General features: G+C 59.9%; 22 protein-coding genes. 2 read left to right on the top strand and 20 right to left on the bottom strand.

Going from position 1 to position 25377, the window contains the following annotated elements; translation table 11 throughout:
- Nucleotides 1-7: 7 nt before the first annotated feature.
- The 20 genes from ABFY71_RS00565 to ABFY71_RS00660 all read right to left on the bottom strand — a co-directional run bounded on the left by ABFY71_RS00565 (nt 8) and on the right by ABFY71_RS00660 (nt 22974).
- The gene (locus ABFY71_RS00565) at nt 8-1579 is read right to left on the bottom strand and encodes an NADH-quinone oxidoreductase subunit M (protein ID WP_347944225.1); all 1572 of its coding nucleotides are present in this window, start codon (nt 1577-1579) and stop codon (nt 8-10) included.
- On the bottom strand, nt 1579-3630 hold the full coding sequence (nuoL, locus tag ABFY71_RS00570) for an NADH-quinone oxidoreductase subunit L (protein WP_347944226.1): 2052 nt from the start codon (nt 3628-3630) through the stop codon (nt 1579-1581). The genes ABFY71_RS00565 and nuoL overlap by 1 nt, the downstream gene beginning before the upstream one ends.
- A gap of 11 nt (nt 3631-3641) precedes the next feature.
- Nucleotides 3642-3944, bottom strand: a complete 303-nt coding sequence (nuoK, locus tag ABFY71_RS00575; protein WP_305578125.1) for an NADH-quinone oxidoreductase subunit NuoK — start codon at nt 3942-3944, stop codon at nt 3642-3644.
- A 21-nt stretch (nt 3945-3965) separates the two neighbouring features.
- Complete coding sequence (locus tag ABFY71_RS00580; RefSeq protein ID WP_305578105.1) at nt 3966-4574, bottom strand: NADH-quinone oxidoreductase subunit J; 609 nt, start codon at nt 4572-4574, stop codon at nt 3966-3968.
- A gap of 11 nt (nt 4575-4585) precedes the next feature.
- Entirely contained in the window at nt 4586-5074 is a 489-nt protein-coding gene (gene nuoI / locus ABFY71_RS00585) for an NADH-quinone oxidoreductase subunit NuoI (protein ID WP_305578127.1), read from the bottom strand.
- Nucleotides 5074-6171: an NADH-quinone oxidoreductase subunit NuoH gene (nuoH, locus tag ABFY71_RS00590; protein WP_347944228.1), complete on the bottom strand. Its 1098-nt coding sequence runs from the start codon at nt 6169-6171 to the stop codon at nt 5074-5076. The genes nuoI and nuoH overlap by 1 nt, the downstream gene beginning before the upstream one ends.
- Nucleotides 6172-6180: 9 nt before the next feature.
- A complete protein-coding gene (nuoG, locus tag ABFY71_RS00595) occupies nt 6181-8286 on the bottom strand; it encodes an NADH-quinone oxidoreductase subunit NuoG (RefSeq protein WP_347944229.1) in 2106 nt (701 codons plus the stop codon).
- 5 nt (nt 8287-8291) lie between these two features.
- Nucleotides 8292-9599 (bottom strand): NADH-quinone oxidoreductase subunit NuoF, encoded by a 1308-nt coding sequence (gene nuoF / locus ABFY71_RS00600; RefSeq protein ID WP_305578111.1) that lies wholly within the window; start codon nt 9597-9599, stop codon nt 8292-8294.
- A gap of 11 nt (nt 9600-9610) precedes the next feature.
- Entirely contained in the window at nt 9611-10894 is a 1284-nt protein-coding gene (gene nuoE / locus ABFY71_RS00605) for an NADH-quinone oxidoreductase subunit NuoE (RefSeq protein ID WP_347944231.1), read from the bottom strand.
- Nucleotides 10894-12087 (bottom strand): NADH-quinone oxidoreductase subunit D, encoded by a 1194-nt coding sequence (locus ABFY71_RS00610; RefSeq protein ID WP_347944232.1) that lies wholly within the window; start codon nt 12085-12087, stop codon nt 10894-10896. The genes nuoE and ABFY71_RS00610 overlap by 1 nt, the downstream gene beginning before the upstream one ends.
- Nucleotides 12084-12701 carry an NADH-quinone oxidoreductase subunit C gene (locus ABFY71_RS00615; protein ID WP_347944233.1) on the bottom strand — a complete coding sequence of 206 codons (618 nt, stop codon included), beginning with the start codon at nt 12699-12701 and terminating at the stop codon, nt 12084-12086. The genes ABFY71_RS00610 and ABFY71_RS00615 overlap by 4 nt, the downstream gene beginning before the upstream one ends.
- Nucleotides 12702-12712: 11 nt before the next feature.
- Complete coding sequence (locus tag ABFY71_RS00620; RefSeq protein WP_305578119.1) at nt 12713-13291, bottom strand: NuoB/complex I 20 kDa subunit family protein; 579 nt, start codon at nt 13289-13291, stop codon at nt 12713-12715.
- Nucleotides 13282-13647 (bottom strand): NADH-quinone oxidoreductase subunit A, encoded by a 366-nt coding sequence (locus tag ABFY71_RS00625; protein ID WP_305578121.1) that lies wholly within the window; start codon nt 13645-13647, stop codon nt 13282-13284. Before ABFY71_RS00625 ends, ABFY71_RS00620 begins: the two co-directional genes overlap by 10 nt.
- Nucleotides 13648-14052: 405 nt before the next feature.
- Complete coding sequence (locus ABFY71_RS00630; RefSeq protein ID WP_347944234.1) at nt 14053-14643, bottom strand: outer membrane protein; 591 nt, start codon at nt 14641-14643, stop codon at nt 14053-14055.
- A gap of 404 nt (nt 14644-15047) precedes the next feature.
- Nucleotides 15048-15779 carry a peptide-methionine (S)-S-oxide reductase MsrA gene (msrA, locus tag ABFY71_RS00635; protein WP_347944235.1) on the bottom strand — a complete coding sequence of 244 codons (732 nt, stop codon included), beginning with the start codon at nt 15777-15779 and terminating at the stop codon, nt 15048-15050.
- A 114-nt stretch (nt 15780-15893) separates the two neighbouring features.
- Nucleotides 15894-18254 (bottom strand): phosphoketolase family protein, encoded by a 2361-nt coding sequence (locus ABFY71_RS00640; RefSeq protein WP_347944236.1) that lies wholly within the window; start codon nt 18252-18254, stop codon nt 15894-15896.
- Nucleotides 18251-19441 carry an acetate/propionate family kinase gene (locus ABFY71_RS00645; protein ID WP_347944237.1) on the bottom strand — a complete coding sequence of 397 codons (1191 nt, stop codon included), beginning with the start codon at nt 19439-19441 and terminating at the stop codon, nt 18251-18253. Before ABFY71_RS00645 ends, ABFY71_RS00640 begins: the two co-directional genes overlap by 4 nt.
- Before the next feature lie 167 nt (nt 19442-19608).
- A complete protein-coding gene (locus tag ABFY71_RS00650) occupies nt 19609-21765 on the bottom strand; it encodes an acetate--CoA ligase family protein (RefSeq protein ID WP_347944238.1) in 2157 nt (718 codons plus the stop codon).
- A gap of 59 nt (nt 21766-21824) precedes the next feature.
- On the bottom strand, nt 21825-22202 hold the full coding sequence (locus ABFY71_RS00655; RefSeq protein ID WP_347944239.1) for a hypothetical protein: 378 nt from the start codon (nt 22200-22202) through the stop codon (nt 21825-21827).
- Nucleotides 22203-22218: 16 nt separating this feature from the next.
- Nucleotides 22219-22974 (bottom strand): SDR family NAD(P)-dependent oxidoreductase, encoded by a 756-nt coding sequence (locus tag ABFY71_RS00660; RefSeq protein ID WP_347944240.1) that lies wholly within the window; start codon nt 22972-22974, stop codon nt 22219-22221.
- Nucleotides 22975-23265: 291 nt separating this feature from the next.
- On the opposite strand from ABFY71_RS00660, the gene ABFY71_RS00665 reads away from it, so the two are divergent.
- The gene (locus ABFY71_RS00665; protein ID WP_347944241.1) at nt 23266-24030 is read left to right on the top strand and encodes a universal stress protein; all 765 of its coding nucleotides are present in this window, start codon (nt 23266-23268) and stop codon (nt 24028-24030) included.
- 95 nt (nt 24031-24125) lie between these two features.
- The gene (locus ABFY71_RS00670) at nt 24126-25337 is read left to right on the top strand and encodes an NAD-dependent epimerase/dehydratase family protein (protein WP_347944242.1); all 1212 of its coding nucleotides are present in this window, start codon (nt 24126-24128) and stop codon (nt 25335-25337) included.
- Nucleotides 25338-25377 lie beyond the last annotated feature (40 nt).

A 25377-nucleotide genomic window follows, 5' to 3' on the forward strand; every position in this document is an offset into this window, starting at 1 on the left:
GACTCTCCTAGTGCGAAGCAGGCGCGGCCGCCGGCGCTTCCGCGCCAACAACCGGTTCGGCATAAACAAGTGGCGCCTGCGCGTCAGCCAGCGATACGGCGGGATCAAGCCCAACCGAGTCGGCATAGTCCGACACCAGATTGTTGACCGCAGCAGCGGTCGTATCCAGAATCGGCGCAGGGTAGAAACCAAAGACCACGGTCAGCACGAGCAGCGGATACAGCATGACCTTTTCACGCAGATCAAGATCGAGAATACCCTTGAGGCTCTCCTTGGTCAGCGCTCCGAAGATCACGCGGCGATACAGCCACAAAGCGTAACAAGCCGACAGGATCACACCAAAGGCCGCGCCAAACGCCACCCAGGTATTGACCTGGAACACGCCCATCATGGTGAGAAACTCGCCGACAAAGCCTGATGTACCGGGCAACCCGACATTGGCCATGGTGAACACCATGAAGGCGAAGGCATATCGCGGCATCCGCTCGACCAGTCCGCCATAGGCAGCGATATCACGGGTATGCATGCGGTCGTAGATAACGCCGACGCACAGGAACAGCGCACCCGACACGATACCGTGCGAGATCATCTGGAACATCGCGCCCTGAATGCCCAGCGCATTGCCGGCAAAGATGCCCATGGTCACAAAGCCCATATGGGCGACCGAGGAATAGGCAATCAGCTTCTTCATGTCGGTCTGCACCAATGCCACCAGCGAGGTGACGATGATCGCGGCAACCGACAGAAAGAAGATGAGATCGGCAAACTGCGCCGACGCGTCGGGGAACATTGGCAGGCTGAAACGCAGGAAGCCGTAGCCGCCCAGCTTGAGCAGGATCGCCGCCAGGATCACCGAACCAGCGGTTGGTGCCTGCACGTGCGCCTCCGGCAACCAGCGGTGGAGCGGCCACATTGGCATTTTGACCGCGAGCGAAGCGAAAAACGCCCACCACAACCAGGGCTGCCAGGACAACGGGAAATCATGGCTCAAGAGCTTCACAATGTCCGTCGTGCCGCCACTCCAGTACATCGCCATGATGGCCAGCAGCATCAGCACCGAACCGGTGAAGGTATAGAAGAAGAACTTGTAGCTGGCCTGGATGCGCGCCGTGCCGCCCCAGATACCGATGATCAGGAACATTGGCACCAATGTGCCTTCAAAGAACACGTAGAACATCGCCAGATCGAGCGTGGTGAACACGCCAATCATCAGCGTTTCCAGGATCAGGAACACAATCATGTATTCCTTGACGCGCTTGTCGATGGTCCAGCTCGCAAGGATCGATACCGGCATCAGCAAGGCAGTCAGTACCACAAACAGCACCGAAATGCCGTCCACGCCAACGCGATAGCCGATGGTGTCGCCAATCCAGGCGAGGTTGACCACGAACTGGAAGCCAGCATTGGACGGATCAAAAGCCTGCCACATCAGCAGCGACAGCACGAAGGTGATTGCCGTCACCGCAAAAGTCATCCAGCGGATGGCTTCGAGTGCGGTTCTGGGCATGAACAGCAGCACCGCCGCGCCAAGCATTGGCAACCAGGTGACGACTGTGAGGATGGAGTTGTCGAAGTTCATCAGATCAGTCCCCCGGCCACGATGGCCCAGGTCAAGAGTGCCGCAATGCCAATCAGCATGACGAATGCATAGTGATAGAGATAGCCGGACTGAAGCCTGGTGACCCAACCGGTCACATTCTGCACCCGACGACCAAGGCCCTCGGTGATCTTGTCGTCGATCAGCCAGTCATCGAAGCCCTTCCAGAAGGCGCGGCCGATCCACAGGGCGGGCCTGACGAAGATAGCGTCGTAAAGCTCGTCGAAATACCACTTGTTGAGCAGGAACTTGTACAGCCCCGGATTGGTCGCGGCCAGCTGGCCGGGCATTTCCGGACGACGGATATACATCCAGTATGCCGCCACAAAACCGAGCACCATGGCAATGGTGGCACTCCACTTCACCCAGAGCGGCACGTGATGTGCAGCCTCGATCAGCTCATGGTTGACAACCACGGACCCGGCGAAGAAGTGCTCGATATGCGCCACATCGTGGAAGAACATCGAATAGAACACCGCCCCTGCCAGCACGGCCCCTACACCCAGCACATAAAGCGGCACCAACATCACATTGGGTGCTTCGTGAGCGTGGTCGTAGGCAGAACCATGTTCAGCGTGGGCGTGATCGTCATGGGCGGCGTGGTCATCATGACCATGGGCCGCAGGGCGCGGCTTGCCGTGAAAGGTCAGGTGGATCAGGCGCCACGAGTAAAAGCTCGTGAACAGTGCCGCAACCACCAGCATCCAGAAGGCGAACATCCCGGTATTGCCACCGACCGCATAGGCCGCTTCGATGATGGAATCCTTGGAGAAGAAACCCGCAAAGCCGAGCCACTCGCTGCCCGGAATGCCAACGCCGGTCAGCGCCAGGGTACCGATCAGCATCATGGCGTAGGTCACCGGAATTTTGTGGCGCAAGCCACCCATGTTCCGCATGTCCTGCTCGTGATGCATGGCGTGAATGACCGCGCCGGCGCCCAGAAACAGCAGCGCCTTAAAAAAGGCATGCGTGAACAGGTGGAATACACCGGCCGAATAGGCCCCCGCCCCCAGTGCCACGAACATGTAGCCCAGTTGCGAACAAGTCGAATAGGCGATCACCCGCTTGATATCGTTCTGCACCAGGCCGACCGTCGCAGCGAAGAACGCGGTAATGGCGCCGATGATCATCACGAAGATCATGGCCGTGGGCGAGGTCTCGAACAGCGGCGACAGTCGCGCCACCATGAACACGCCTGCGGTCACCATGGTGGCCGCATGGATCAGCGCCGACACCGGCGTCGGGCCTTCCATGGCGTCAGGCAGCCAGGTGTGCAGCAGGAACTGTGCCGACTTGCCCATGGCCCCCATGAACAGCAGCAGGCAGACAACGGTCATGGCATCGACCTGCCAGCCCAGGAACTGCATCACCGGCAGGCCAGTGGTCGCAAAGCCCGCGGCAGTAGCAAACGCGCCATCAAAGTCGATTTGGCCCAACACCAGAAAGCTGCCGAAAATCCCCAGCATGAAGCCGAAGTCACCGACCCGGTTGACCACGAAGGCCTTCATGGCAGCGGCATTGGCGGAGGGCTTGGTGTACCAGAAGCCGATCAGCAGGTAGGACGCCAGACCCACGCCTTCCCAGCCAAAGAACATCTGCAGGAAGTTGTCTGCCGTCACCAGCATCAGCATCGCGAAGGTGAACAGCGACAGATAGGCAAAGAACCGGCTGCGATGCGGATCATCGGCCATGTAGCCGATGGAATAGATGTGCACCAGGGACGACACCGTGTTGACCACCACCAGCATGATGGCAGTCAGCGTGTCGACGCGCAGCACCCAACGCAGGTCCATGCCGCCGACCTGGATCCAGCGCATCAGCTCGATCTTGAGGACCGCTGTGTCGCCACCGACCTCGGCGCCCATCAGTCCGCCGCCAAAGGCGACGGGCAGGAAGACCACCCAGCTCAATACCGCCGAAACAATCAGCAAACCGGTCGTGACATACTCACTTGTCCGGTGGCCTATGATACGCCCCAACAGACCGGCAATTAGCGCGCCGATAAGGGGCAGGAAAACAATCGCTTGGATCATAGCGGTGGTTCTTAGCCCTTCATCATGTTGACGTCTTCAACCGCGATGGAACCACGGTTGCGATAGAAAGCGACCAGAATGGCCAGTCCGATGGCCGCTTCAGCAGCTGCCACCGTTAGGATCAACAGCGCAAAAATCTGACCCTGCAGGTCATTGAGCTGTGCGCTGAACGCGACGAAATTCAAGTTTACCGCCAGCAGGATCAATTCCACCGACATCAAAATGACAATGACGTTCTTGCGGTTGATGAAGATGCCGAACACGCCCAGCGTGAACAGAATGGCGCCAACGGTCAGGTAGTGACCGAGCTCGATACCTGTGCCCATAATTGTCCCCTACAGCCCTTGACCGCTTTTGACTTTGACGACTTCGAGTGTTTCCGACGGGCGCCGCCCGACCTGCTTGACCGGATCCTGCCGTTTTACGTTGCTCTTGTGGCGCAGGGTCAACACGATGGCCCCGATCATGGCTACCAGCAGCACTGCGCCGGCACCCTGGAATATGAAGATGTAGCGCGTATACAGCACCTGCCCGATGGCCCGGATATTCTCCACGCCGTCATCCATTGGCAGCACAGCAGCGCTGGTCACCTCGGGCGACACCACAAAGCTGCCTGCAACCAGCAGCAGCTCGAGCAGCAACACCACCCCCACCAACACGCCAACCGGCGCATATTGCAGAAAACCCTGTCGCAGCGAAACGAAGTCGACGTCTAGCATCATCACCACGAACAGGAACAACACAGCCACGGCGCCGACATAAACAACGATCAGCAGCAGCGCCAGGAACTCGGCACCGGCCAGCATGAACAGACCCGACGCATTAAAAAATGTCAGGATCAGGAACAGCACGGCATGCACCGGGTTCTTGGCCGAAATAACCATGAACGCCGACGCCAATGCGATGGCGGCGAACAGGTAGAAGAAGAATAGTGGAAGCGTCATACTCTTCCCTCTCAGCGATACGGTGCATCAGCGGACATATTGGCAGCGATTTCACGCTCCCAGCGATCGCCGTTGGCGAGCAGCTTCTCTTTGGAGAAATACAGTTCTTCACGCGTTTCAGTAGCGAATTCGAAGTTCGGGCCCTCAACGATAGCATCAACCGGGCAGGCTTCCTGGCAGAAACCGCAATAAATGCACTTCACCATATCGATGTCGTAACGCACCGTGCGACGCGTGCCGTCATTCTGGCGCGGGCCAGCTTCGATGGTAATGGCCTGCGCTGGGCAAATGGCTTCGCACAACTTGCAGGCGATGCAGCGTTCTTCGCCATTGGGATAGCGGCGCAGCGCGTGCTCACCCCGGAAACGCGGGCTTAGATGCCCCTTCTCAAACGGGTAGTTGATGGTCGGCTTGGGCGAGAAGAAATACCGCATGGCCAGAAAAAAGGCTTTGACCAGTTCTGTCAGCAGCAGCGTATTGACGACTTGGGTGGCGCGCATCATGCCATCCCTCCATGCCAGCCCCAGCCGGTAAGCTGAAGCACGAAAGCAACGATAATGACCATGCCCAGCGACAGCGGCAGGAACAACTTCCAGCCAATGCGCATCAGTTGATCATAGCGGTAGCGCGGCACGATGGCCTTGGCCATGGCGAACATGAAGAACACCAGGCTAAGCTTGATCACAAACCACACGACCGGTGGAACCCAGGTAAATGGCACCATATCGATCGGCGCCGTCCAGCCCCCCAGGAACAGGATGGTGGTCATCGCGCACATCAGCAGGATCGAGATATACTCGCCCAGCATGAACAGCATGTACGGCGTCGCCGAATACTCGGTCATGAAGCCGGCAACCAACTCGGACTCGCCTTCAGCCAGATCGAATGGCGGGCGATTGGTTTCCGCCAGCGCCGAGATGTAGAAGATCACGAACATCGGGAACAGCGGCAGCCAGAACCAGTTCAGGAATGTCAGCTGCGGCAAGCCAATCATGTGGGCCAGGCCCATTTCGTATTGCGCCATAACGATATCGGTCAGGTTCAACGAACCGACGCAGAGCAGCACGGTGATGATGACCAGGCCGATGGAGACCTCATAGGACACCATCTGCGCTGCCGCGCGCAGCGAGCCCAGAAACGGGTACTTCGAGTTCGAAGCCCAACCGCCAATGATCACGCCGTAAACGCCCAGCGATGAAATCGCCAGCAGGAACAGAATGCCCAAATCAATGTCAGCAAGTGCCAGCCCCGGCCCGAGCGGCACCACTACCCAACCTGTCAAGGCCAGGGTTGCGGTCAGCAGTGGCGCCAGCAGAAACAGGATCTTGTCCGCGCCGCCGGGAATAACCGACTCCTTGAGCGCGAACTTGAGCAGATCGGCAAAGCTCTGCAGCAGGCCGAACGGACCCACCACATTGGGACCGCGCCGCATCTGCACCGCCGCCCAGATCTTGCGATCGGCCAGCAGGATGAACGCGGTGAACACCAGCAGCGACACCAGCAATAGCAGCGCCTTGTAGACCAACCCGACATGGATGCCCCAGCCGAAAAGCGGGATACCAAGCAGGTAATCGAGGGCAGCGATAATAAAGTCCATTGTGCTCCCCTACTCCGCGGCCTGCCGGAGACCGGCTGCGGTAGCTGCGCATTCACCCATGACGGCGGAGGCGCGGGCGATTGGATTGCTGAGATAGAACTCGGTCACGGCCGAGCCAAACGGCGCCGACTTGGTCTTGATACTGGCCTTGGCCAGCTTTGCAATATCGGCCGCCGATCCCGGCGCAATTTGGTCGATCCGCGCAAGGTGGGGGAATTCGGCATAGATGGCCGCACGCAACTGGGTCAACGAGTTGAATGGCAGCGGCTGGCCGATAGCGCCCGAGAGCGCCCGGATAATGGCCCAGTCTTCCTTGGCGCCGCCCGGCGGGAACACCGCGCGGTTGGTCACCTGGACGCGTCCTTCAGTATTGACATAAGTTCCTGATTTTTCCGTGTAAGTCGCCGCGGGCAGAATGACATCGGCGCGGTGTGCGCCAGCATCACCATGCGTGCCGATATAGACCACGAACGCATTGCCCATGGTCGACATGTCATATTCGTCGGCGCCCAGCAGGAACAGCACATCAAGCTCACCCTTGCCGGCCAGGGCGATCTGGTCCGCTGAGCAGACGCCGCCATCATGCGGTACAAAGCCGATATCGAGGCCACCAACGCGGCTGGCCGCATTATGCAGCAGCGCAAAGCCATTCCAGTCGGGGGCAACATCCTTGCCAGCCGTTGCCAGCCGGGCAGCCAGCGCGATGGTGTCGCGCCCAACCTGCTTGCCCAGCTTGGCATGCGACACTGCACTTTCACCGACAATGATCAGCGGGCGCTTGGCATTGGCGAGAATCTCGCCGAACGAACCCTTCCCGGCAGCCAGATCGGCAAGTGCTTCAAAGCTGTCGCCGAGGTAGCTGTAGTTATAGGTGAGGTCCGCCTGCTCACCGATCACGGCGATTGGCAGCCCCGTTGCGCGCCAGGTCTTGCGAATGCGGGCATTGACCAGCGAAGCCTCAAGGCGCGGGTTGGCGCCAATGATGACGATGGCGTCAGCCTGCTCAATCCCGGCAATGGTCGGGTTGAACACATAGGCCGAGCGCGGCATTGACGGATCGATGCCCGACATGGGCGGACGCACATCGGTCATGCCCGAGCCAACTGAAGCCAGCAGGCTCTTGAGAGCATACATTTCTTCGACTGCTGCAAGGTCGCCGGCAATGGCGCCGGTCTTGCCACCAGATTTCTTCAGGCGTGCCGCAACTGCCGCCAGCGCCTCGTCCCAACTGGTCGCCTGCAGTTTGCCGCCCTTGCGGACATAGGGGCGATCCAGACGCTGGCTCTTGAGGCCATCCCACACGAAGCGCGTCTTGTCCGAAATCCACTCTTCGTTGATTGCATCATTGACGCGCGGCAGAATGCGCATCACTTCGCGGCCACGGCTATCGACACGGATATTGGAGCCGACTGCGTCCATCACGTCGATGGATTCGGTCTTGGTCAATTCCCACGGCCGCGCGTTGAAGGCGTAGGGCTTGGAGGTAAGGGCACCAACCGGGCACAGATCGATCACATTGCCCTGCAACTCGCTGCTCAGCGCCTTGTCGAGATAGGTGATGATCTCCATGTCCTCGCCACGGCCAATCGCGCCCATTTCAGGCACGCCAGCGACTTCGGTGATGAAACGGACGCAGCGCGTGCACTGGATGCAGCGGGTCATTGCGGTCTTGACCAGCGGGCCCATATACTTGTCTTCGACGGCGCGCTTGTTTTCCTGGAAACGCGAGCCGGAGACGCCATAGGCCATGGCCTGATCCTGCAGATCGCACTCACCACCCTGGTCGCAGACCGGGCAATCGAGCGGATGGTTGATCAGCAGGAATTCCATCACGCCTTCGCGGGCCTTCTTGACCATTGGCGTGTTGGTGAACATTTCGGGCGGCTCGCCATTGGGGCCCGGACGCATGTCCTTGACCGACATGGCACAACTGGCCTGCGGCTTTGGCGGCCCGCCCTTCACTTCCACAAGGCACATGCGGCAATTGCCGGCTACCGACAGGCGCTCATGGTAGCAGAAGCGTGGAATTTCGGCGCCGGCCGCTTCAGCGGCCTGCAGCAGGGTATAGTAGTCGGGAACTTCGACGAGCTGGCCGTCAACCTTGATACTTGCCATCGCCCCTACTCCGCCGCGATCGACGGCACGGCGCCGTCGCTGGTGGATGAATATGTGTACTGGTCGATCCGCTCTTCGATCACGTGACGGAAGTTGCGGATCAGCCCCTGGACCGGCCACGCCGCAGCGTCGCCCAGCGCACAGATGGTGTGCCCTTCAATCTGCTTGGTGACCTCAAACAGCATGTCGATCTCGCGCTTCTGGGCGCGGCCTTCGACCATGCGTTCCAGCACCCGCATCATCCAGCCGGTACCTTCGCGGCACGGTGTGCACTGGCCACAGCTCTCATGCTTGTAAAAGGCCGAGATGCGCCAGATCGCCCTGATGATATCGGTCTGCTTGTCCATGACGATCACCGCAGCCGTGCCCAGCGACGAGCCGACTTCGCGCAGCCCGTCAAAATCCATCAGTGCATGCCGCATCTTGTCGCCCGGCACACACGGAACCGAGGAACCACCGGGAATGACAGCCAACAAATTGTCCCAACCGCCGCGGATGCCGCCGCAGTGCTTTTCAATCATATCCTGGAACGGCACGCCCATTTCTTCTTCGAAGGTCGCTGGCTTGTTCACATGGCCGGACACGCACATCAGCTTGGTGCCGGTATTGTTGGCGCGACCGAGCGAAGCGAACCAGGCGCCCGAACGGCGCAGAATTTCTGGCACAACAGCAATCGACTCGACATTGTTCACCGTGGTCGGGTTGCCATACACGCCCATGCCCGCCGGGAATGGCGGCTTGAGGCGGGGCTGCCCCTTCTTGCCTTCCAGTGATTCCATCAAAGCGGTTTCTTCGCCGCAGATATAGGCGCCGGCGCCGTGATGGACGATGATATCGAGGTCCCAGCCGTGGATATTGTCCTTGCCGATCAGCTTGGCTTCATAGGCCTCCTCGACAGCGCGCTCGAGATGCTGACGCTCGCGGATGAACTCGCCGCGCACATAGATAAAGGCCAGATGGGCATCCATGGCGCGGGCGGCCAACAGGCAGCCCTCGACCAAATGGTGCGGGTCATGGCGCAGGATGTCGCGGTCCTTGCAGGTGCCGGGCTCAGACTCGTCAGCATTGACCAGTAGGTAATGTGGACGGCCGTCATTGACCTTGGGCATGAAGGTCCACTTCAGTGCCGTGGGAAAACCGGCGCCGCCGCGACCCCGCAGGCCCGAGGCTTTGACTTCATTGGTAATCCAGTCGCGGCCGGAATCGATAAACTCCTTGGTGCCGACCCAGGCACCCCGTTCCCGCGCGCCAGCCAGCGTCCAGTCGTGTTGACCGTACAGATTGGTGAAAATGCGATCTTTATCAGCGAGCACGTTTCACTCTCCTAGCGCGGCTTCTTGCCGAAGACGCGGACATATTCTGCCTCGCCGCCCTTGGCCAGTGCAGCAGCTTGCTTGATCCAGTCGTCACGGGTGATGCGACCCTTGAAGTTAAGCGCATCGTCAACCTTGGTGACATCATCACTGCTGAACCCAGCAACCTGGCTCCATTTGGTGATACCCAACGCGTTGAGCCTACGCTCCAGCACCGGTCCCACACCCGAAATCAGTTTGAGATCATCGGCAGCGCCGGCGGGCGCGACAAACAATGGCGTATCGCCGCCCTTTTCAGCCGTCGGATTGACGGCAGCCGGGTCGGCCTTGGGCGCAATGATTGTGCGGCTCTTCTTGGGGGCAGCAACCGAAGGCTCTACGGGCGTCTTGTCCACTGCCTTGCCACCATCGATTTTGCCGCCATCTGACTCAGCACCGGTCGCGCCGGCACGCATGGCGTTGTTCGGCTTGCCATTGGCGTTGGCCGCTGCATCAGCAGCCTTGCGCTCGCCCTCCGCCTTCGCCTGGGAAACCTTGGACTTCTCGGGTGTGCCTTTGATTGCGGGCGCCGACTCAGCGGTCACATCCTTGGGCTTGGCCGCGGTGGTTGGCGCAGGTGCAGCCTCAGGCGCAGCAGCTTCCGGCGGTGGCGCCGGTGGAATGAACTTCTCGCGCTTGGCAGTCGGCTTGACCAGCAGTGTGGTCTGGCCACCCTGTGCGGCCGAATGCAGGCGTTCGACCTGCGGGCCCGGCTTGATGGTGTGGCCTTGCCCTGCGGCAAATGCATCCACGATCTCTTCGAACCGCTCGGCCGTCAGGTCTTCGTAAGTGTCGTGGTAGATGGCAACCATTGGCGCGTTTACACACGCTCCGGCGCATTCCACTTCTTCCCAGCTCATCGTGCCATCGGCATTGAGATGGTGCGGATCGTGATGAATCTTGCTCTTGCAGATTTCGATAAGATCGCCGGCGCCACGCAGCATGCACGGCGTGGTGCCGCAGACCTGAATGTGGGCGCGCGTGCCAACCGGCTGCAATTGAAACTGGGTATAGAAAGTTGCCACTTCCAGCACCCGGATATAGGCCATGCCGAGCATGTCCGCGATCGTTTCGATCGCAGCCCGGCTGACCCAGCCATCCTGATCCTGTGCCCGCATCATCAACGGTATGACAGCAGACTGCTGCCGGCCGGCCGGGTACAACCCGATCTTCCATTCCGCCCATTTGGCGTTCTCAGCACTAAATGCGAACGATGCCGGTTGAACCGACTCGTCAGCCAGGCGACGCGCAACCATCAGCGATCAACCTCTCCGAACACGATATCAAGCGAGCCAAGGATCGCCGAGACGTCAGCCAGCATATGGCCACGACACAGGAAATCCATGGCCGACAAATGTGCAAAACCCGGCGCCCGGATCTTGCAACGGTATGGCTTGTTGGAGCCATCACTAACCAGATAGACGCCAAACTCCCCCTTGGGCGCTTCTACGCAGGCGTAAACCTCGCCCGCCGGAACCTTGTAGCCTTCGGTATAGAGTTTGAAGTGATGGATCATAGCTTCCATCGACCGCTTCATTTCGGCGCGCTTGGGCGGCACAACCTTGCCATCAAGCGAGGAAACCGGGCCCTTGCCGTCGGCAGCGTTCAACTTGGCGACACACTGCTTCATGATCTTGGTCGACTGACGCATCTCTTCCATGCGGATCAGATAGCGGTCGTAGCAATCACCATTCTTGCCGATGGGAATGTCGAATTCCATCTCGTCATAGCATTCGTAAGGCTGGCTCTTGCGCAGATCCCAGGCGGCACCCGAACCGCGCACCATCACGCCCGAGAAACCCCAGTTCCACGCGTCTTCCAGCTTGACCACGCCAATATCGACATTGCGCTGCTTGAACATGCGATTTTCGGTCAGCAGTGTATCAAGATCGACAACGAACTTGAGAAATTCATCGCAGAACACATCGATATCATCGATCAGCGACTGTGGCAGATCCTGATGCACGCCGCCGGGGCGGAAATAGGCCGCATGCATGCGCGCACCAGATGCACGCTCGTAGAAAATCATCAGCTTTTCGCGCCACTCAAAGCCCCACACCGGTGGCGTCAACGCCCCGACGTCCATGGCCTGCGTAGTGACGTTCATCAAATGCGCCAGCAGACGCCCGATTTCCGAATACAGCACACGGATCAACTGGCCGCGGCGCGGCACTTCCAGACCCAGCAGTTTTTCGACGGCCAGAGCAAAGGCATGCTCCTGATTCATCGGCGCCACATAATCGAGGCGGTCAAAATAGGGCACGGCCTGCAGGTAGGTCTTGGATTCGATCAGCTTCTCAGTGCCGCGATGCAGCAACCCGATATGGGGATCGACGCGCTCGACGATTTCACCGTCGAGTTCCAGAATCAGGCGCAGCACACCATGGGCCGACGGATGGACCGGGCCGAAATTGATAGTGAAATTACGAACATTGGCTTCAACGGTCATTGTTTGGCCTTCTCGTCACCGGGCAGCACATAGTCAGTGCCCTCCCAAGGCGACAAATAGTCAAAGTCGCGATATTCCTGCATCAGTTGAACCGGCTCATAGACCACACGCTTGCGCTCCTCGTCATAGCGCACCTGCACAAAGCCGGAGACCGGAAAATCCTTACGCAGCGGATGCCCGTCAAAACCATAATCGGTCAGGATGCGGCGCAGATCCTGGTGGCCCGAGAACAGCACCCCGAACAGATCATAGGTCTCGCGTTCGAACCAGTCTGCGCCACGAAAAACGCCGGTAATGCTGGGCACAGGCGTAACATCATCGGCACGCAGCTTGACCCGGATGCGATGGTTCAGATGCGGGCTCATGAATTGATAGACCACCTCGAAGCGCTCATCGCGTTCCGGATAGTCGGCACCGCAGATGTCGGTGAAGCTGATGAACCGGCATTTCGCATCGTCGCGCAGGAACGTTGCCACGGAAATGATCGAATCGCGCGCCACAGTCAGCGTCAATTCGCCAAACGCGACTTCCTGTGCAATGACCGCAGCGCCCAAAGCGCCAGCAATGTGCTGGCCAAGGTCCACAAGCGGATCAACCTGGATGGCTTCATCCATTTTTCGCGATCCTATCGTTCGATGGTGCCGGTGCGGCGAATCTTCTTCTGCAGCAGCAATATGCCATAGAGAAGCGCTTCGGCGGTCGGGGGGCAGCCGGGTACATAGACGTCAACGGGCAGCACACGATCGCAGCCACGCACGACTGAATAGGAATAATGATAGTAGCCGCCGCCATTGGCGCAGCTTCCCATCGAGATGACATAGCGTGGCTCTGGCATCTGGTCGTAGACCTTGCGCAGGGCCGGCGCCATCTTGTTGGTCAGCGTTCCGGCAACAATCAGCACATCGGACTGGCGTGGCGAGGCGCGCGGTGCCGTGCCGAAGCGCTCAATGTCGTAGCGCGGCATCGACATCTGCATCATTTCAACGGCGCAGCAGGCCAGACCCGTCTGCATCCACATCAGCGAGCCGGTACGGGCCCAGGTCACCAATTGGGCTACCGTGGACACCAGAAAGCCTCTATCCGCCAATTCATCGGTAACATCGGTGAAGAACGGGTCTTTGGCTCCGGCTGCCTGCTGGGTACGGGGATCAATCAGGCCCGTCGGGCGTGGCGCGACGATCGTCTGGTTATCGCTCAATCCCATTCCAGCGCACCTTTCCGCCATTCATAGATAAAGCCGACCGTCAGCACGCCCAGGAAGATCATCATCGACCAGAAGCCTAACCAGCCGACATCGTGGAACGCCACTGCCCAGGGGAACAGAAACGCGACCTCGAGGTCGAAAATAATGAACAGAATCGCCACGAGATAGAACCGCACGTCGAACTTCATGCGGGCATCATCGAAAGCATCAAACCCAGCCTCAAAGGCCGAGACCTTCTCTGGGTCTGGATTCCGAACTGCAACAATGAAGGGAACCACCAGCAACGCCAGTCCGATAACGGCGGAGAGGCCGAGGAAGATGATGATGGGCAGATAATCGCTGAGCAAATCAGTCATGCGGCAGCCTGTTTTCTAGTCCGGTCGGGCGACCGGCGTCACGTGAGTTTCGCAAGCAATTGGGGCAAGCGAACCGGCGCAACGAATGATGGCTTGGGCTTAGACCTTTGGCCATCGGGTTTCAAGGGAAAGAAAATATGATGATTACAATCATATATCTCCTATCCCGCAGCGGCTGGGATGCTGTGGCTTGAGGCAGATAAAAGCCTGGACGAGGGTCGCAGATGACAGCCGATATTGCCGCCCAAACCACGCAACGGACAGAATCGCTCCTGCGACGACGGACCACAGGATCCGCTCGAAACCGCCCAAAGCAAAACGGCGAACCGCAGAACGGTTCGCCGAATTGGGTTTGCAAGACGCTAGGTCAGGCGGGCGGAGAACCGCCCTGCCCGATTGCAAATCTTAGAAGTGGTAGAACACGCCGACAGTTGCCTTGGCGCCATCGAAGAACTGGTCGCCAGCAGCGTTGGTGAAATCACCGAGGCCAAGAACTTCACCACGAACCGACACAGCGTCGGTCACAGCAACTTCAACACCACCGCCGAGAGCGTAGATGCTGTCGCTGGTGCCCGAACGGCTGGTCATGCCAACACCGCCTGCAGCGTAGACCATGACCTGATCGGTCACGACTGCGCCAACGCGAGCCAGCGCCAGGAACATACCGGCGTCGTCGCCGTCCTGGAACAGGTAGTCGCCCTGAACTTCAAGGCCGAGCAGGATCGGATCGTAGGCGATGAAGTTAACGCCGACAGCGCCACCGATCGAGAACTGCGACGAGTCAGTTTCGAGATTGTTCAGGCCGTTTGCGTTGGTGAACACGCCACCAACATTCACGCCTGCATAAAGACCTTCCCAGCCGAAACCAGCAGCTTCGTAAACTGGCACTGGCGTGGTCGGGATGATCAGATCAGCAGCCTGAGCGCCGCCAACGAGAAGCGCGGCAGCAGCCACACCGAGAGAAAGTGAACGTACAAACATATCTTGCACTCCCATAGAGTTAACCGTAGTCCACCGTTAGATGCATCAGCCCAACGCGTGTGGCAAGCCTCTGCCTGAGGATTTAGGCAGTGCGGATAACATTCCATGACCATTTAGGGGGAGGTGTTGCGCCAATGTCGCGCATTTGGCCCAATTTGATACAAATCCCACCCAATGCGCGCTAGCCAAGGCTACCAAGCTTGGCAGATGTACCCCTGACTGAGTCGCGCCGTCAAGCCACACCTTCGCCATAATTGGGACAGCGTTCGACACAAGTGGCCCGCTCGCGCCGGTCAGGCAGCCCAGCACTACAATGGGACCAGCCGAATCAACGTGCTGCCCCCCACCGTTCCGCCACGTTTGGACCACTATGGAAAAGTGTCGGCGGGCACGACGCGCCCACCGGCAGATTCGGTAGCCTAGAGGCTGCCCACCAGAACCGGCTCGGCCCGATAGGCGTCCGGAAAGATCGCCTCGAGCGCAGCGATCTTGGGCAGGTCGTGGACCACGATATAGGGCCAGGTCGGGTTCAGCGTCAGAAAGTCCTGATGATACTGTTCGGCCGGGTAGAAGGCCTGCAAGGGCTCAATAGTCGTCACGATGGGGGCTTCAAAACGGCCCGTGGCATCAAGTTGGTCGATATAGGCTTGGGCCGTGGCCGCCTGTTCGTCATTCACTGCAAAGATCGTCGAGCGGTACTGCGAACCTCGGTCAGGGCCCTGGTAGTTCAGCTGAGTCGGGTTGTGCGCCACAGAAAAATAGATGTGCAGCAGGTCGCCATAGCTGACCACGGACGGATCATAAGTCACCTCAACCGCCTCGGCGTGCCCGGTCTTGCCCGAGCTGGACAGTTCATAGGTCGCGGTTTCCGCAGAACCGCCCGAGTAACCTGATACCGCATTGCGAACGCCGTTGACGTGCTGGAACACGCCCTGCACGCCCCAGAAACAGCCACCGGCAAACACCGCCACGGCACTGGTACCCGTTTCAGTCAGTTCAGCAGCTGGCGCGGGGATAACCACATGCGCCTCCTGCGCGGCCACCGGCAGGTTGAACAGGCCCAATGCCAGGGCAGGCAGAACGAGAAAGGAAGCGAAGGTGGCGCGCCAGGCATTTGGACGCGTGACGACAGGTGAACGGGTGCTGGACATGATCATTTCCTTGATTGGAACTATCTACGCTTCAGTTCGCATTATAGGGCGGTTTGGTTACCCCAGATCACGCGCTTCACGGCGATATGAACCAGCACCCGGCCCCGAAAACGCCTAGCCCGGCCAGACCCAGTCGCGGATCTCGGGCATATCCTCGCCATTGGCGCAGATGTACTCGGTGTGCTCGGCCAGTTTCGCCGCAACCAGATCGGCAAATCGGGCACGGTCGTGGGCAAATCTTCGCACCCCGTCCACCACGGCTTTGGCCACATGGAAGCGGTCAATCTGGTTGAGCACCGCCATGTCGAAGGGCGTTGTGGTCGTGCCCTCCTCCTGAAAGCCGTGGACGTGGAAATTGTGGTGATTGGTCCGCCGATAGATCAGGCGATGGATCAGGGCAGGATAGCCATGATGCACGAAAATCACCGGGCGGTCGGCGGTGAACATGGCATCGAACTGGTCGTCACTGATGCCATGCGGATGCTGGCTTGGTGCCTGCAGAGTCATCAGGTCGACCACATTCACCACGCGCAATCTGATGTCGGGGAACTGCTCGCGCAACAGTGCAACGGCGGCCAACGCCTCCATGGTGGGCACATCGCCCGCACACGCCACCACTGCGTCGGGCTCTTCCTCGCCGCAGGTCGACGCCCAATCCCAAACACCTAGCCCCACTGCGCAATGGGCGGCAGCCGCCTCCATATCGAGCCATTGCAGCTCCGGCTGTTTGCCGGCCACGATGACGTTGATGTAGTCGCGGCTGCGCAGGCAATGATCGACCACCGATAGCAGCGTATTGGCATCAGGCGGCAGATAGACCCGGACTACACCGGCCTTCTTGTTCATCGCATGGTCGATAAAACCGGGATCCTGATGGCTGAACCCATTATGGTCCTGCCGCCACACATGCGAGGTCAGCAGATAATTGAGTGACGCCACCGGCTTGCGCCAACCGATGGTCTTGGCCACATCCAGCCATTTCGCATGCTGGTTGAACATGGAGTCCACCACATGGATAAAGGCTTCGTAGCAGGAGAAAAATCCATGCCGCCCTGTGAGCAAATAGCCTTCAAGCCATCCCTGGCACAGATGTTCGCTGAGCACCTCCATCACCCGTCCATCAGGGGAAAGCTGCTGGTCGGTTTCGATGATATCCCCCATGAACACCCTGTCAGTGACCTCGAACACATCGCCCAGCCGGTTCGACTGCGTCTCGTCGGGGCCGAACACCCGGAAGTTCTGCACATCGTCATTGAGGGTCAGGACATCGCGCAAGAACGCTCCCGCGGCCCGAGTCGCTTCACCCATGACCGCGCCGGGGGCCGCCACCGGCAGCGCGTAATCGCGAAAGTCCGGCAGTTTGAGGTCCTTGAGCAGCAACCCGCCATTGGCGTGCGGATTGGCGCCCATCCGACGCTCCCCGACAGGCGCCAGCGCCGCCAGATGCGGGAGCAGCTTGCCAGTTGCGTCGAATAATTCTTCGGCCTTGTAGCTGCGCAGCCAGGTGTCAAGCAATTCGAGGTGCTCAGGAATCTCGGCCAGCTTGGCCAGCGGCACCTGATGGGAGCGCCATGAATCTTCGGTCGGGTGGCCATCCACTTCCTTGGGGCCAGTCCAGCCCTTGGGCGAACGCAGCACAATCATCGGCCAGGCCGGGCGTTCCACAGTCTCGCCGCTACGGGCTCTGGCCTGGATGCCCGCGATCTCCTCCATGACGGTATCAAGCGTGGCTGCCATCTTCTGATGCATGGTTGCGGGGTCGTGCCCCTCAACGAAATACGGCTTGTAACCATAGCCACGGAACAGAGCATCCAGCTCGTCATGGCTGATGCGGGCCAGCACAGTCGGGCTGGCGATCTTGTAGCCGTTCAGATGCAGGATCGGCAGCACCGCGCCATCGCGTGCGGGGTTAAGGAACTTGTTGGAGTGCCAGCTCGTCGCCAGCGCGCCGGTCTCTGCTTCGCCATCGCCGACCACACAGGCCACCACGAGATCGGGATTATCGAACGCCGCGCCATAGGCGTGCATCAGCGAATAGCCCAGTTCGCCACCCTCATTGATTGACCCCGGCGTTTCGGGGGCCACATGGCTTGGGATCCCGCCCGGCCAGGAAAACTGCCGCACCAGCCGCGTCAGGCCCGCGTCATCCTGCCCGATTTCGGGATAGAACTCGCTATAGGTTCCCTCCAGATATGTGTTGGCCACCAGTCCTGGTCCCCCATGCCCTGGTCCAGTGACGTAGATCATGTCGACATCGCGTTCATTGATGATGCGATTGAGATGGACATAGATGAAGTTCAGCCCGGGCGTGGTTCCCCAATGCCCCAACAGGCGGGGCTTGACGTGGTCGAGGGTCAGCTTTTCACGCAGCAACGGGTTATCGCGCAGGTAGATTTGCCCGACCGAAAGGTAGTTCGCCGCCCGCCAATAGGCATCCATTCGGGCCAGCATGTCGGCTGAAAGGGGGTTCGTCATGACGCGAGTGTCTCCTGCTTGAGCAATGTGGCAACGGTGGCGGCAATAACCGCCTCCTCGTCTGTCGGAATGACATGAACCGGCACCCGCGCTGCTGCCGTCGAAATGATGGCAGCGTTGGCTTGATTGCTGGCGGTGTCGAGGGCGATACCGAGAAAACCCAGCTCGTCGCAGATCCGCTCGCGAATGAGCCCGGCATTTTCGCCGATCCCACCGGTGAACACCAGCGCATCGATCCCCCCGAGAGTGGCCGCCAGGCTGCCAATCGCCTGTCGGATGCGGTAGCAAAACAGCGCCAATGCCTCGACAGCCCGGCTATCGCCGGGCTCTGCAGCCAAAAGGTCGCGAACATCAGCGCTGGTCTCGGACATCCCCAACAGGCCGGATTCATGGTTGACCATGTGGTCGAAGGCCGCCGCATCAATCCCCTGGGTCTGGGCCAGATAGCGCACCAGACCGGGGTCGATGTCACCAGTGCGCGTACCCATGGGCACCCCGGCAGCCGGGGTGAATCCCATCGTGGTGTCGACGCTGTGGCCATCCTGCACAGCAGCCAGGCTGACGCCATTGCCCAGATGCGCCAGCACCACCCTGCCCTGCGCCAGCTGCGGCGCGATCCGGTCGAGTTGCTGCAGGACAAAGGCATAGGACAGTCCATGAAAACCGTACCGCTCAATGCCCTGCTTTGCGTACCAGCGCGGTATGGGCAATTGCTTGGCGACCAGCGGCATGGATCGGTGAAACGCCGTATCCAGGCAGGCCACTTGCTGCAAACCCGGATCGCGGCGCTGGCAGAAGGTGATCATCGCAATTTCTGCCGGCAAATGCTCGGGCGCATAGTCGATAATGCGCTGGAGTTCGGCGAGGAATGCGGCATCGATCACGCAGTGGTCGCGATACTGGGGACCGCCATGCACAATCCGGTGCCCAATCGCGACGATGGCATCCGGGCCAATTTCGCGATCAAGCCAGTCAAACAGCCATGCGACCGCATGGGCGTGATCGGCCACCCCGACCGGCTCGACCGAACGCCCCTCAACCTTGAAGCTGGCGTCGCCCTGCCCCAACCGCCCGAATTTGCCGCGGACCACACACTCGAGAGTGTTCGCCCCATAGACGGCAAACTTCAGGCTCGATGAGCCGGCATTGAGCGCTAGCAGGTATCGGGCCTCCGGTGCTTCAGACATGGCCTTGGCTCATTTTGCTTCCCATGGGACAGGCCAACTAATCCTCTGCATGTGTCGCTGATTGGCACCATGCAGCATAGTGCCGGCGCGCTTGTTGACCCAAATCAACTCTGGACCGCACGGGCCTAGTGATCTCTGACCGCTCGAACGAGCGTCGACAATGCCGATCAGAGCGCCGGCGCCCGGCCGGACGTCGCGCCCGCCTCATCCTGCAGACCAATCTCGATCCGGGCGTCCAGCGCGACAACACCCTGCGCATCTGCCAGCAGCGGATTGATATCCATGGCCACGATCTGCGGAAAGTCGATCACCAATTGCGACACGGCCATCAGCGCCAGCACAATGGCCTGATGGTCAGCGGCTGGTCGGTTGCGATAGCCGGCCAGTAGCGCGCTGACCCGGGTACGTCCGATCATGTCCTCGGCCAGCCCCGCATCGACCGGCAGTAATTCCATGGTGGTGTCGCGCACCACCTCTACCGATACGCCCCCTGCCCCAAACATCATTACCGGCCCGAACACGGGATCTGTCGTAATCCCCACCAGCAGTTCCTCGGCCGATGGACGAATAATCATCTGCTGCACGCTGAACCCGTCGAGCTGGTCGAAGACGCCGCGTGCCGCGAGACGATCCGTAATCGCTTGAGCGGCAGCCTGCGCTGCCTCTGCGCTGGCAAGATTGAGCACAACGCCGCCGAGATCGGATTTATGCGTCAGCGTCGCCGACAGCATTTTGACGGCAACTGCCGCACTACCTGCCAGCAGGTCGGTAGCAGCGGCGCCGACAGCCTCGACGCTGTCCACTGTCAATGTGCGCGGCACCGCAATGCCATAGGCCGCCAGCACGGTCTTGGCTTCAGGCTCGGTGAGCATGGTGCGCGACTGTCGAGCGACTTCCGCCAGTACAAGGGTTGCCGCGGCGCGGTCGACAGTGACGACCTCGTGCTTGTTCGCATCGCGCTGTAATCGCGCCCGCGCGCCATGCCAAAGCGTCAGCATTTCCACCGCATCGGCGGCCTTTGAGGGTGTGTCGACGCTGGCCACGCCAGCCGCATTGAGCATATCGCGGGCAGCGGCGGCAGCATGTTGGCCAAGCCAGGTTGCCAACACAGGTTTGCCATTGATCAGACCATTTTCCACCACCGATACCACACCCTGGGCAGCGTCCGCCGCCAGCGCGGTGGGGCAGTTCATCACCAGCACCACATCAACGCCTGGATCATCAGCGACCGCCAGCAATGCCGCCACATAACGCGCTGCCCCGGCATCGCCAATAATGTCCACCGGATTGGACCGTGACCAATTGTCGGGCAGCACCCCCTCGAGAGCGGCCAGCGTTGCCGGTGCGAGCTCGGCGATGATACAGCCCCGATCAAGCAGTTCATCGACCACCAGCACGCCGGCCCCACCGCCATTGGTGACAATCCCGACCCTTCCGCGCGCCAGCGGCTTGAAACGGGCATGAATCTCGGCCGCAGTAAACATGTCTTCGAGATGCTTGACCCGAACAACGCCGGCGCGCCGCAACGCGGCATCAACCACCCCATCTGCTCCAGCCAGCGCGCCGGTGTGTGTCTGGGCGGCCTGCGCCGCCGCTTCATGCCGCCCCGGCTTGATGGCAATGACCGGCTTGCGCCGCACTGCCTCCTGGGCCGTTGCCATGAATTTGGGCCCGTCGGGGATCGATTCCAGATACATCAGGATCGCCGACGTCTTGGGATCGTCCGCCAGAATGGCCAGGAGGTCACTGACATCAACGTCGGCCATATCGCCCAACGAGACGATCTGAGAAAATCCGATCCCCTCGGCCTCGGCCCAGTCGATAATTGTGGAAATGATCGCCCCTGATTGCGACAGCAGTGCCAGCGATCCCTGCCGCGCCGGGATATGGGTGAAACTGGCGTTGAGGCCAACCAGTGGCGCCAAGAGGCCGATCGTATTGGGCCCGATGATCCGCACGCCATATTGCGCAGCGGCCGCCAGCATGCGTTGGCGCAACTGGTCCTGGCTGCCGATGCCTGCGGTGATGATCACAACGGCACGCCCACCGGCTGCGCCAATTTCGGCGATCAAACCGGGTACGGTTTGTGCTGGAGTGGCAATGACATAAAGGTCAGCGACCGTCGGTAGATCTGCCACACCGGCAACGCAGGCAAGTCCACGCAGCACCGTGTATTTGGGGTTGACCGGGTAGATTGCGCCCGCGAACCATCCCGAAACGATATTGCCCAGCACCAGCGTCCCCAGCGACCCGGGGCGCTCGGACGCCCCTATCAGGGCGACAGAGCGCGGTGCCAGGGCATGATCGAGATTGCGGACGGTCATCGGCAGGCTTCCTGACAGGTTCAGCATCGAGAGTATGGCGAAACGCCGCGACGGTTCGGCTAGTCCGGGCGAACCGAGACCACCCGGAATACATGCATCTTGCCGTCATCTTCGCGGATCGACATATACTCACCGGGAACGAACCGTTCTTCCGACAGTCGGAACCCAACTTCGTCGTCTGTGCCGGTCGCCTCGTCATAGTCGAACACCCAGCCATCATCAGAGCTGCGAACAATGCGGCCGCGCGCCTCGTCTTCTCCAGGCCGCCTCCGCACGACGCGGCACCAATCGGGCATGTTGTCATAAGCCGAGGGATCGATATGCCCCTCCGGTGTCAGCGGAAAATACAACCGGTAGCTGTGGTCCGCATCCCCGTGCGGGTGCCCGGGCTCCCGTGCCAACTCAAGCTCAATGCGATAAAGCTCTGCTTTGGTCATAGCCTGCCCCTTCTGACTATTGAGCCGTATAGCCGCCATCAACGAGATGATAGCTGCCGGTAATGAACGAGGCGTCTTCCGAGAGCAGAAACGCCGTCAGCGCCGCCACTTCCTCAGAGGTACCCAAGCGGCCCACCGGATGCATGCCTGCAATTGCCGTCAGCGTTGCCGCGTCGAGATTGGCGCTCAGCAAGGGGGTGTCGATAAACCCCGGTCCAATCGAATTGATGCGGATGCCGTGCTTGGCATATTCAATGGCCGCCGACTTGGTCAGGCCGATAACGCCGTGCTTTGCCGCCACATAGGCCGGAGAATTGGCAAAGCCAACCGAACCCAGTATCGAGGCCATGTTGACAATGGCACCACCGCCCGATGCCAGAATGGCCGGAATCTGGTAGCGCAAGCCGTAGAATACACTCGTCAGATTGATGCCGATTACCTTGTTCCAGCTATCGAGCGGGTATTCACCCGTTGGCGCAGCGGCCCCGGAAATACCCGCATTGTTGACGGCCAGATGCAGCCCACCAAATTCGCGCTGCGCCGCCGCTACCATGGCTTCCACTTCCATCGCATCACTGACATCAGCAGCGAAACCCTTGGCGATCCCACCTTTCGCCACAATGGATTCGGCAACTTCGCGCGCGCCGTCTTCGTTCAGATCGGCAATCAGGACCTTGGCGCCCGAGGCAGCCAGCAATTGCGCAACGGCGGCACCGATGCCCGAGGCGGCTCCAGTGACGACCGCAACCTTGTCTTTGAAATCGAAAGGCATGATGAGCTCTCCTTAAGTGCGACTGCGGGTTGCACGATGCAAACTGACCCGCGCCAGTTTTCGTTCCCCCTTCAAACCATGCCTGCCGCTCAGAGTTCTTGATCTGGCGCAAGTTTGAGCGGTTCGGACGGCCGAAATCGCCTGGGGACTTGATCCGGGTCAACCCGTTCGCCGTCATTGCGGTCCACACTCCACCCTTCAATGTCCGGAGGCACCGCAATGCGATACACTTGCTTTATACCGGTTTCGACCTTTCCAGATGTCACCTCGAGAGCCTCTGTTGCCCTCGGCATGGCCATTGCTGCCCGATTGGACGCCCGGTTTCACGCACTCATTCATGAGGTTGACATCGCGCCCGTCGGCAATGTCCTGGCAGACCTGGCGGTCAATGTCACCGCCATGTCGCAACGCGCCGAGGCTGGCAGCAAGGCAGCAGCCGAAGAATTCACCGTGTGGCTAAACGAGCGTGCCAACACGCTGCACCAGCCAATCGTTGTCGAAACAATCCGGTGCCGGCCCGAAGCCCTGATTGACCATTGGATTATTCCGGCGCGCACCAATGATCTGACACTGATGGCGGCGCCGCAGAACCAGCAAGAACAGGCCCTTGCCATGGAGCTGATATTTGCCAACGGCGGCCCGGTGTTGCTGGTACCCGACGACGCTGCGCCTGGCGTCAACGACGCCATGAACATCTGCATCGCCTGGGATGGCGGCCGTGCCGCAGCACGGGCCGTTCGCGATGCCATGCCATTGCTGAGCGCTGCTGGCACCGTGAGTATTGTGGTCATCGAAGACGACAAGCACATCGAGGGCAATAGCTCCGAAGCCCTGCGCCATTGGCTGGACCATCGCGGTATCGAGACGCGACTGTTGATCCGATCCCGCGGGACTGTTCCCATCGGCCAAACTCTTCAGGCCGCAGCGCTGGCCAATGGAGCGGACATGCTGGTCATGGGCGCCTATGGCCACAGCCGCCTTCGCCAGCTCATTCTGGGGGGCGCCACGCGGAGCATGTTCGAACACGCGCGCCTGCCCATTTTCACCGTGCACTGAGAGCATGGTGATGCCTTGCTGAGCAGAACGCAATCGCCGGTTGGATGGGAACTTTTCAGCTTCTCTAAGCGTTATGATCTATTGGAGCAAAAAAGATGAAGATAATCGTATTTGGCGGCGATGGCTTCTGCGGCTGGCCAATAGCGCTCCGCTTGTCCAACAGCGGACACGACATCATTGTCATCGACAACCTCTCCCGTCGTCGTATTGACCGAGAGCTCGGGGTAGAAAGCCTGACCCCGATCGCCGACATCACTGAGCGTCTTGCTGCGTGGCAACGCGTCAGCGGCAAGACCATCACGTTCCACAACATTGACCTGGCTCAGGACTACGATGGGTTGCGCGCCACGCTGGCGGAGCTGGCGCCCGACGCAGTAGTCCATTTCGCCGAGCAGCGCGCCGCGCCCTACTCGATGCGGAATGCCGCAGGCAAACGCTATACGGTCGACAACAATATCAATGCCACCCATAACCTGCTCGTAGCGCTCGTTGATCTCGATCTGGACACCCATCTGGTTCACTTGGGAACCATGGGCGTCTATGGCTACGATGGCGATGGCCTTGAAATCCCGGAGGGGTACCTCGACGTTGCCGTGACCGACGAAGCGGGGCAGTCCTATCAGCGCTCCATCCTCTACCCAACCCGGCCGGGCAGCGTCTATCATCTCACCAAATCCATGGATCAGCTGCTGTTCCAGTTCTATGCCCAGAACGATCGTCTGCGGATCACCGATCTGCATCAGGGCATCGTCTGGGGCACCCAGACCGAGGAAACCGAGCGCGATGAGGCACTGGTCAACCGCTTCGACTATGATGGTGATTACGGCACTGTTCTCAACCGGTTTCTGGTCGAGGGCGTCAACGGCTATCCACTCACCGTACACGGCAGTGGCGGCCAGACGAGAGCATTCATCAATATCCGGGATACCGTGCGATGTGTGGCCCTTGCTCTGGAAAACCCACCGCAGCGTGGTGAAAGGGTCCGCATTATCAACCAACTTGCCGAAACGCTCAGCGTGAGGACCGTTGCTGAACTTGTCGCCGCCGTCACCGGCGCCGAACTTGCCAATGTCGACAATCCGCGCAAGGAAGCTGAGAGCAATAGCTTGCGGGCGTCCAACCGGACATTCCGCACGCTCGGGCTCAATCCCATTCTGCTCAAGGACGGGGTGATGCGTGAAGCGCTCGAAATTGTACAACGCTACAAGGATCGCTTCGATCCGAAAGTTGTTCCTGCGCGCTCTTTGTGGACACGCGAAAACCGTCCCGGAATAGTGCCGGGATATAAGGAGGACAGTGCCAACTGATGCGCGACCTGTTGCGACTTGTGGGCATCGCCATTCTCGT

It is taken from the genome of Devosia alba (assembly GCF_039938915.1).
GTDB lineage: Bacteria > Pseudomonadota > Alphaproteobacteria > Rhizobiales > Devosiaceae > Devosia > Devosia alba.

Excerpts from the sequence above, each read along its gene's own strand:
- ABFY71_RS00645 (WP_347944237.1), bottom strand. The coding sequence starts at position 19,441 with ATGTCTGAAGCACCGGAGGCCCGATACCTGCTAGCGCTCAATGCCGGC.
- ABFY71_RS00565 (WP_347944225.1), bottom strand. The coding sequence starts at position 1,579 with ATGAACTTCGACAACTCCATCCTCACAGTCGTCACCTGGTTGCCAATG.
- ABFY71_RS00640 (WP_347944236.1), bottom strand. The coding sequence starts at position 18,254 with ATGACGAACCCCCTTTCAGCCGACATGCTGGCCCGAATGGATGCCTAT.
- ABFY71_RS00665 (WP_347944241.1), top strand. The coding sequence starts at position 23,266 with ATGGCCATTGCTGCCCGATTGGACGCCCGGTTTCACGCACTCATTCAT.
- ABFY71_RS00625 (WP_305578121.1), bottom strand. The coding sequence starts at position 13,647 with ATGACTGATTTGCTCAGCGATTATCTGCCCATCATCATCTTCCTCGGC.
- nuoH (WP_347944228.1), bottom strand. The coding sequence starts at position 6,171 with ATGGACTTTATTATCGCTGCCCTCGATTACCTGCTTGGTATCCCGCTT.
- ABFY71_RS00630 (WP_347944234.1), bottom strand. The coding sequence starts at position 14,643 with ATGGGAGTGCAAGATATGTTTGTACGTTCACTTTCTCTCGGTGTGGCT.
- ABFY71_RS00655 (WP_347944239.1), bottom strand. The coding sequence starts at position 22,202 with ATGACCAAAGCAGAGCTTTATCGCATTGAGCTTGAGTTGGCACGGGAG.
- msrA (WP_347944235.1), bottom strand. The coding sequence starts at position 15,779 with ATGTCCAGCACCCGTTCACCTGTCGTCACGCGTCCAAATGCCTGGCGC.
- ABFY71_RS00650 (WP_347944238.1), bottom strand. The coding sequence starts at position 21,765 with ATGACCGTCCGCAATCTCGATCATGCCCTGGCACCGCGCTCTGTCGCC.
- nuoE (WP_347944231.1), bottom strand. The coding sequence starts at position 10,894 with ATGGTTGCGCGTCGCCTGGCTGACGAGTCGGTTCAACCGGCATCGTTC.
- ABFY71_RS00670 (WP_347944242.1), top strand. The coding sequence starts at position 24,126 with ATGAAGATAATCGTATTTGGCGGCGATGGCTTCTGCGGCTGGCCAATA.
- ABFY71_RS00615 (WP_347944233.1), bottom strand. The coding sequence starts at position 12,701 with ATGGATGAAGCCATCCAGGTTGATCCGCTTGTGGACCTTGGCCAGCAC.
- nuoI (WP_305578127.1), bottom strand. The coding sequence starts at position 5,074 with ATGCGCGCCACCCAAGTCGTCAATACGCTGCTGCTGACAGAACTGGTC.
- ABFY71_RS00660 (WP_347944240.1), bottom strand. The coding sequence starts at position 22,974 with ATGCCTTTCGATTTCAAAGACAAGGTTGCGGTCGTCACTGGAGCCGCC.
- ABFY71_RS00620 (WP_305578119.1), bottom strand. The coding sequence starts at position 13,291 with ATGGGATTGAGCGATAACCAGACGATCGTCGCGCCACGCCCGACGGGC.
- ABFY71_RS00580 (WP_305578105.1), bottom strand. The coding sequence starts at position 4,574 with ATGACGCTTCCACTATTCTTCTTCTACCTGTTCGCCGCCATCGCATTG.
- ABFY71_RS00610 (WP_347944232.1), bottom strand. The coding sequence starts at position 12,087 with ATGACCGTTGAAGCCAATGTTCGTAATTTCACTATCAATTTCGGCCCG.
- nuoL (WP_347944226.1), bottom strand. The coding sequence starts at position 3,630 with ATGATCCAAGCGATTGTTTTCCTGCCCCTTATCGGCGCGCTAATTGCC.
- nuoG (WP_347944229.1), bottom strand. The coding sequence starts at position 8,286 with ATGGCAAGTATCAAGGTTGACGGCCAGCTCGTCGAAGTTCCCGACTAC.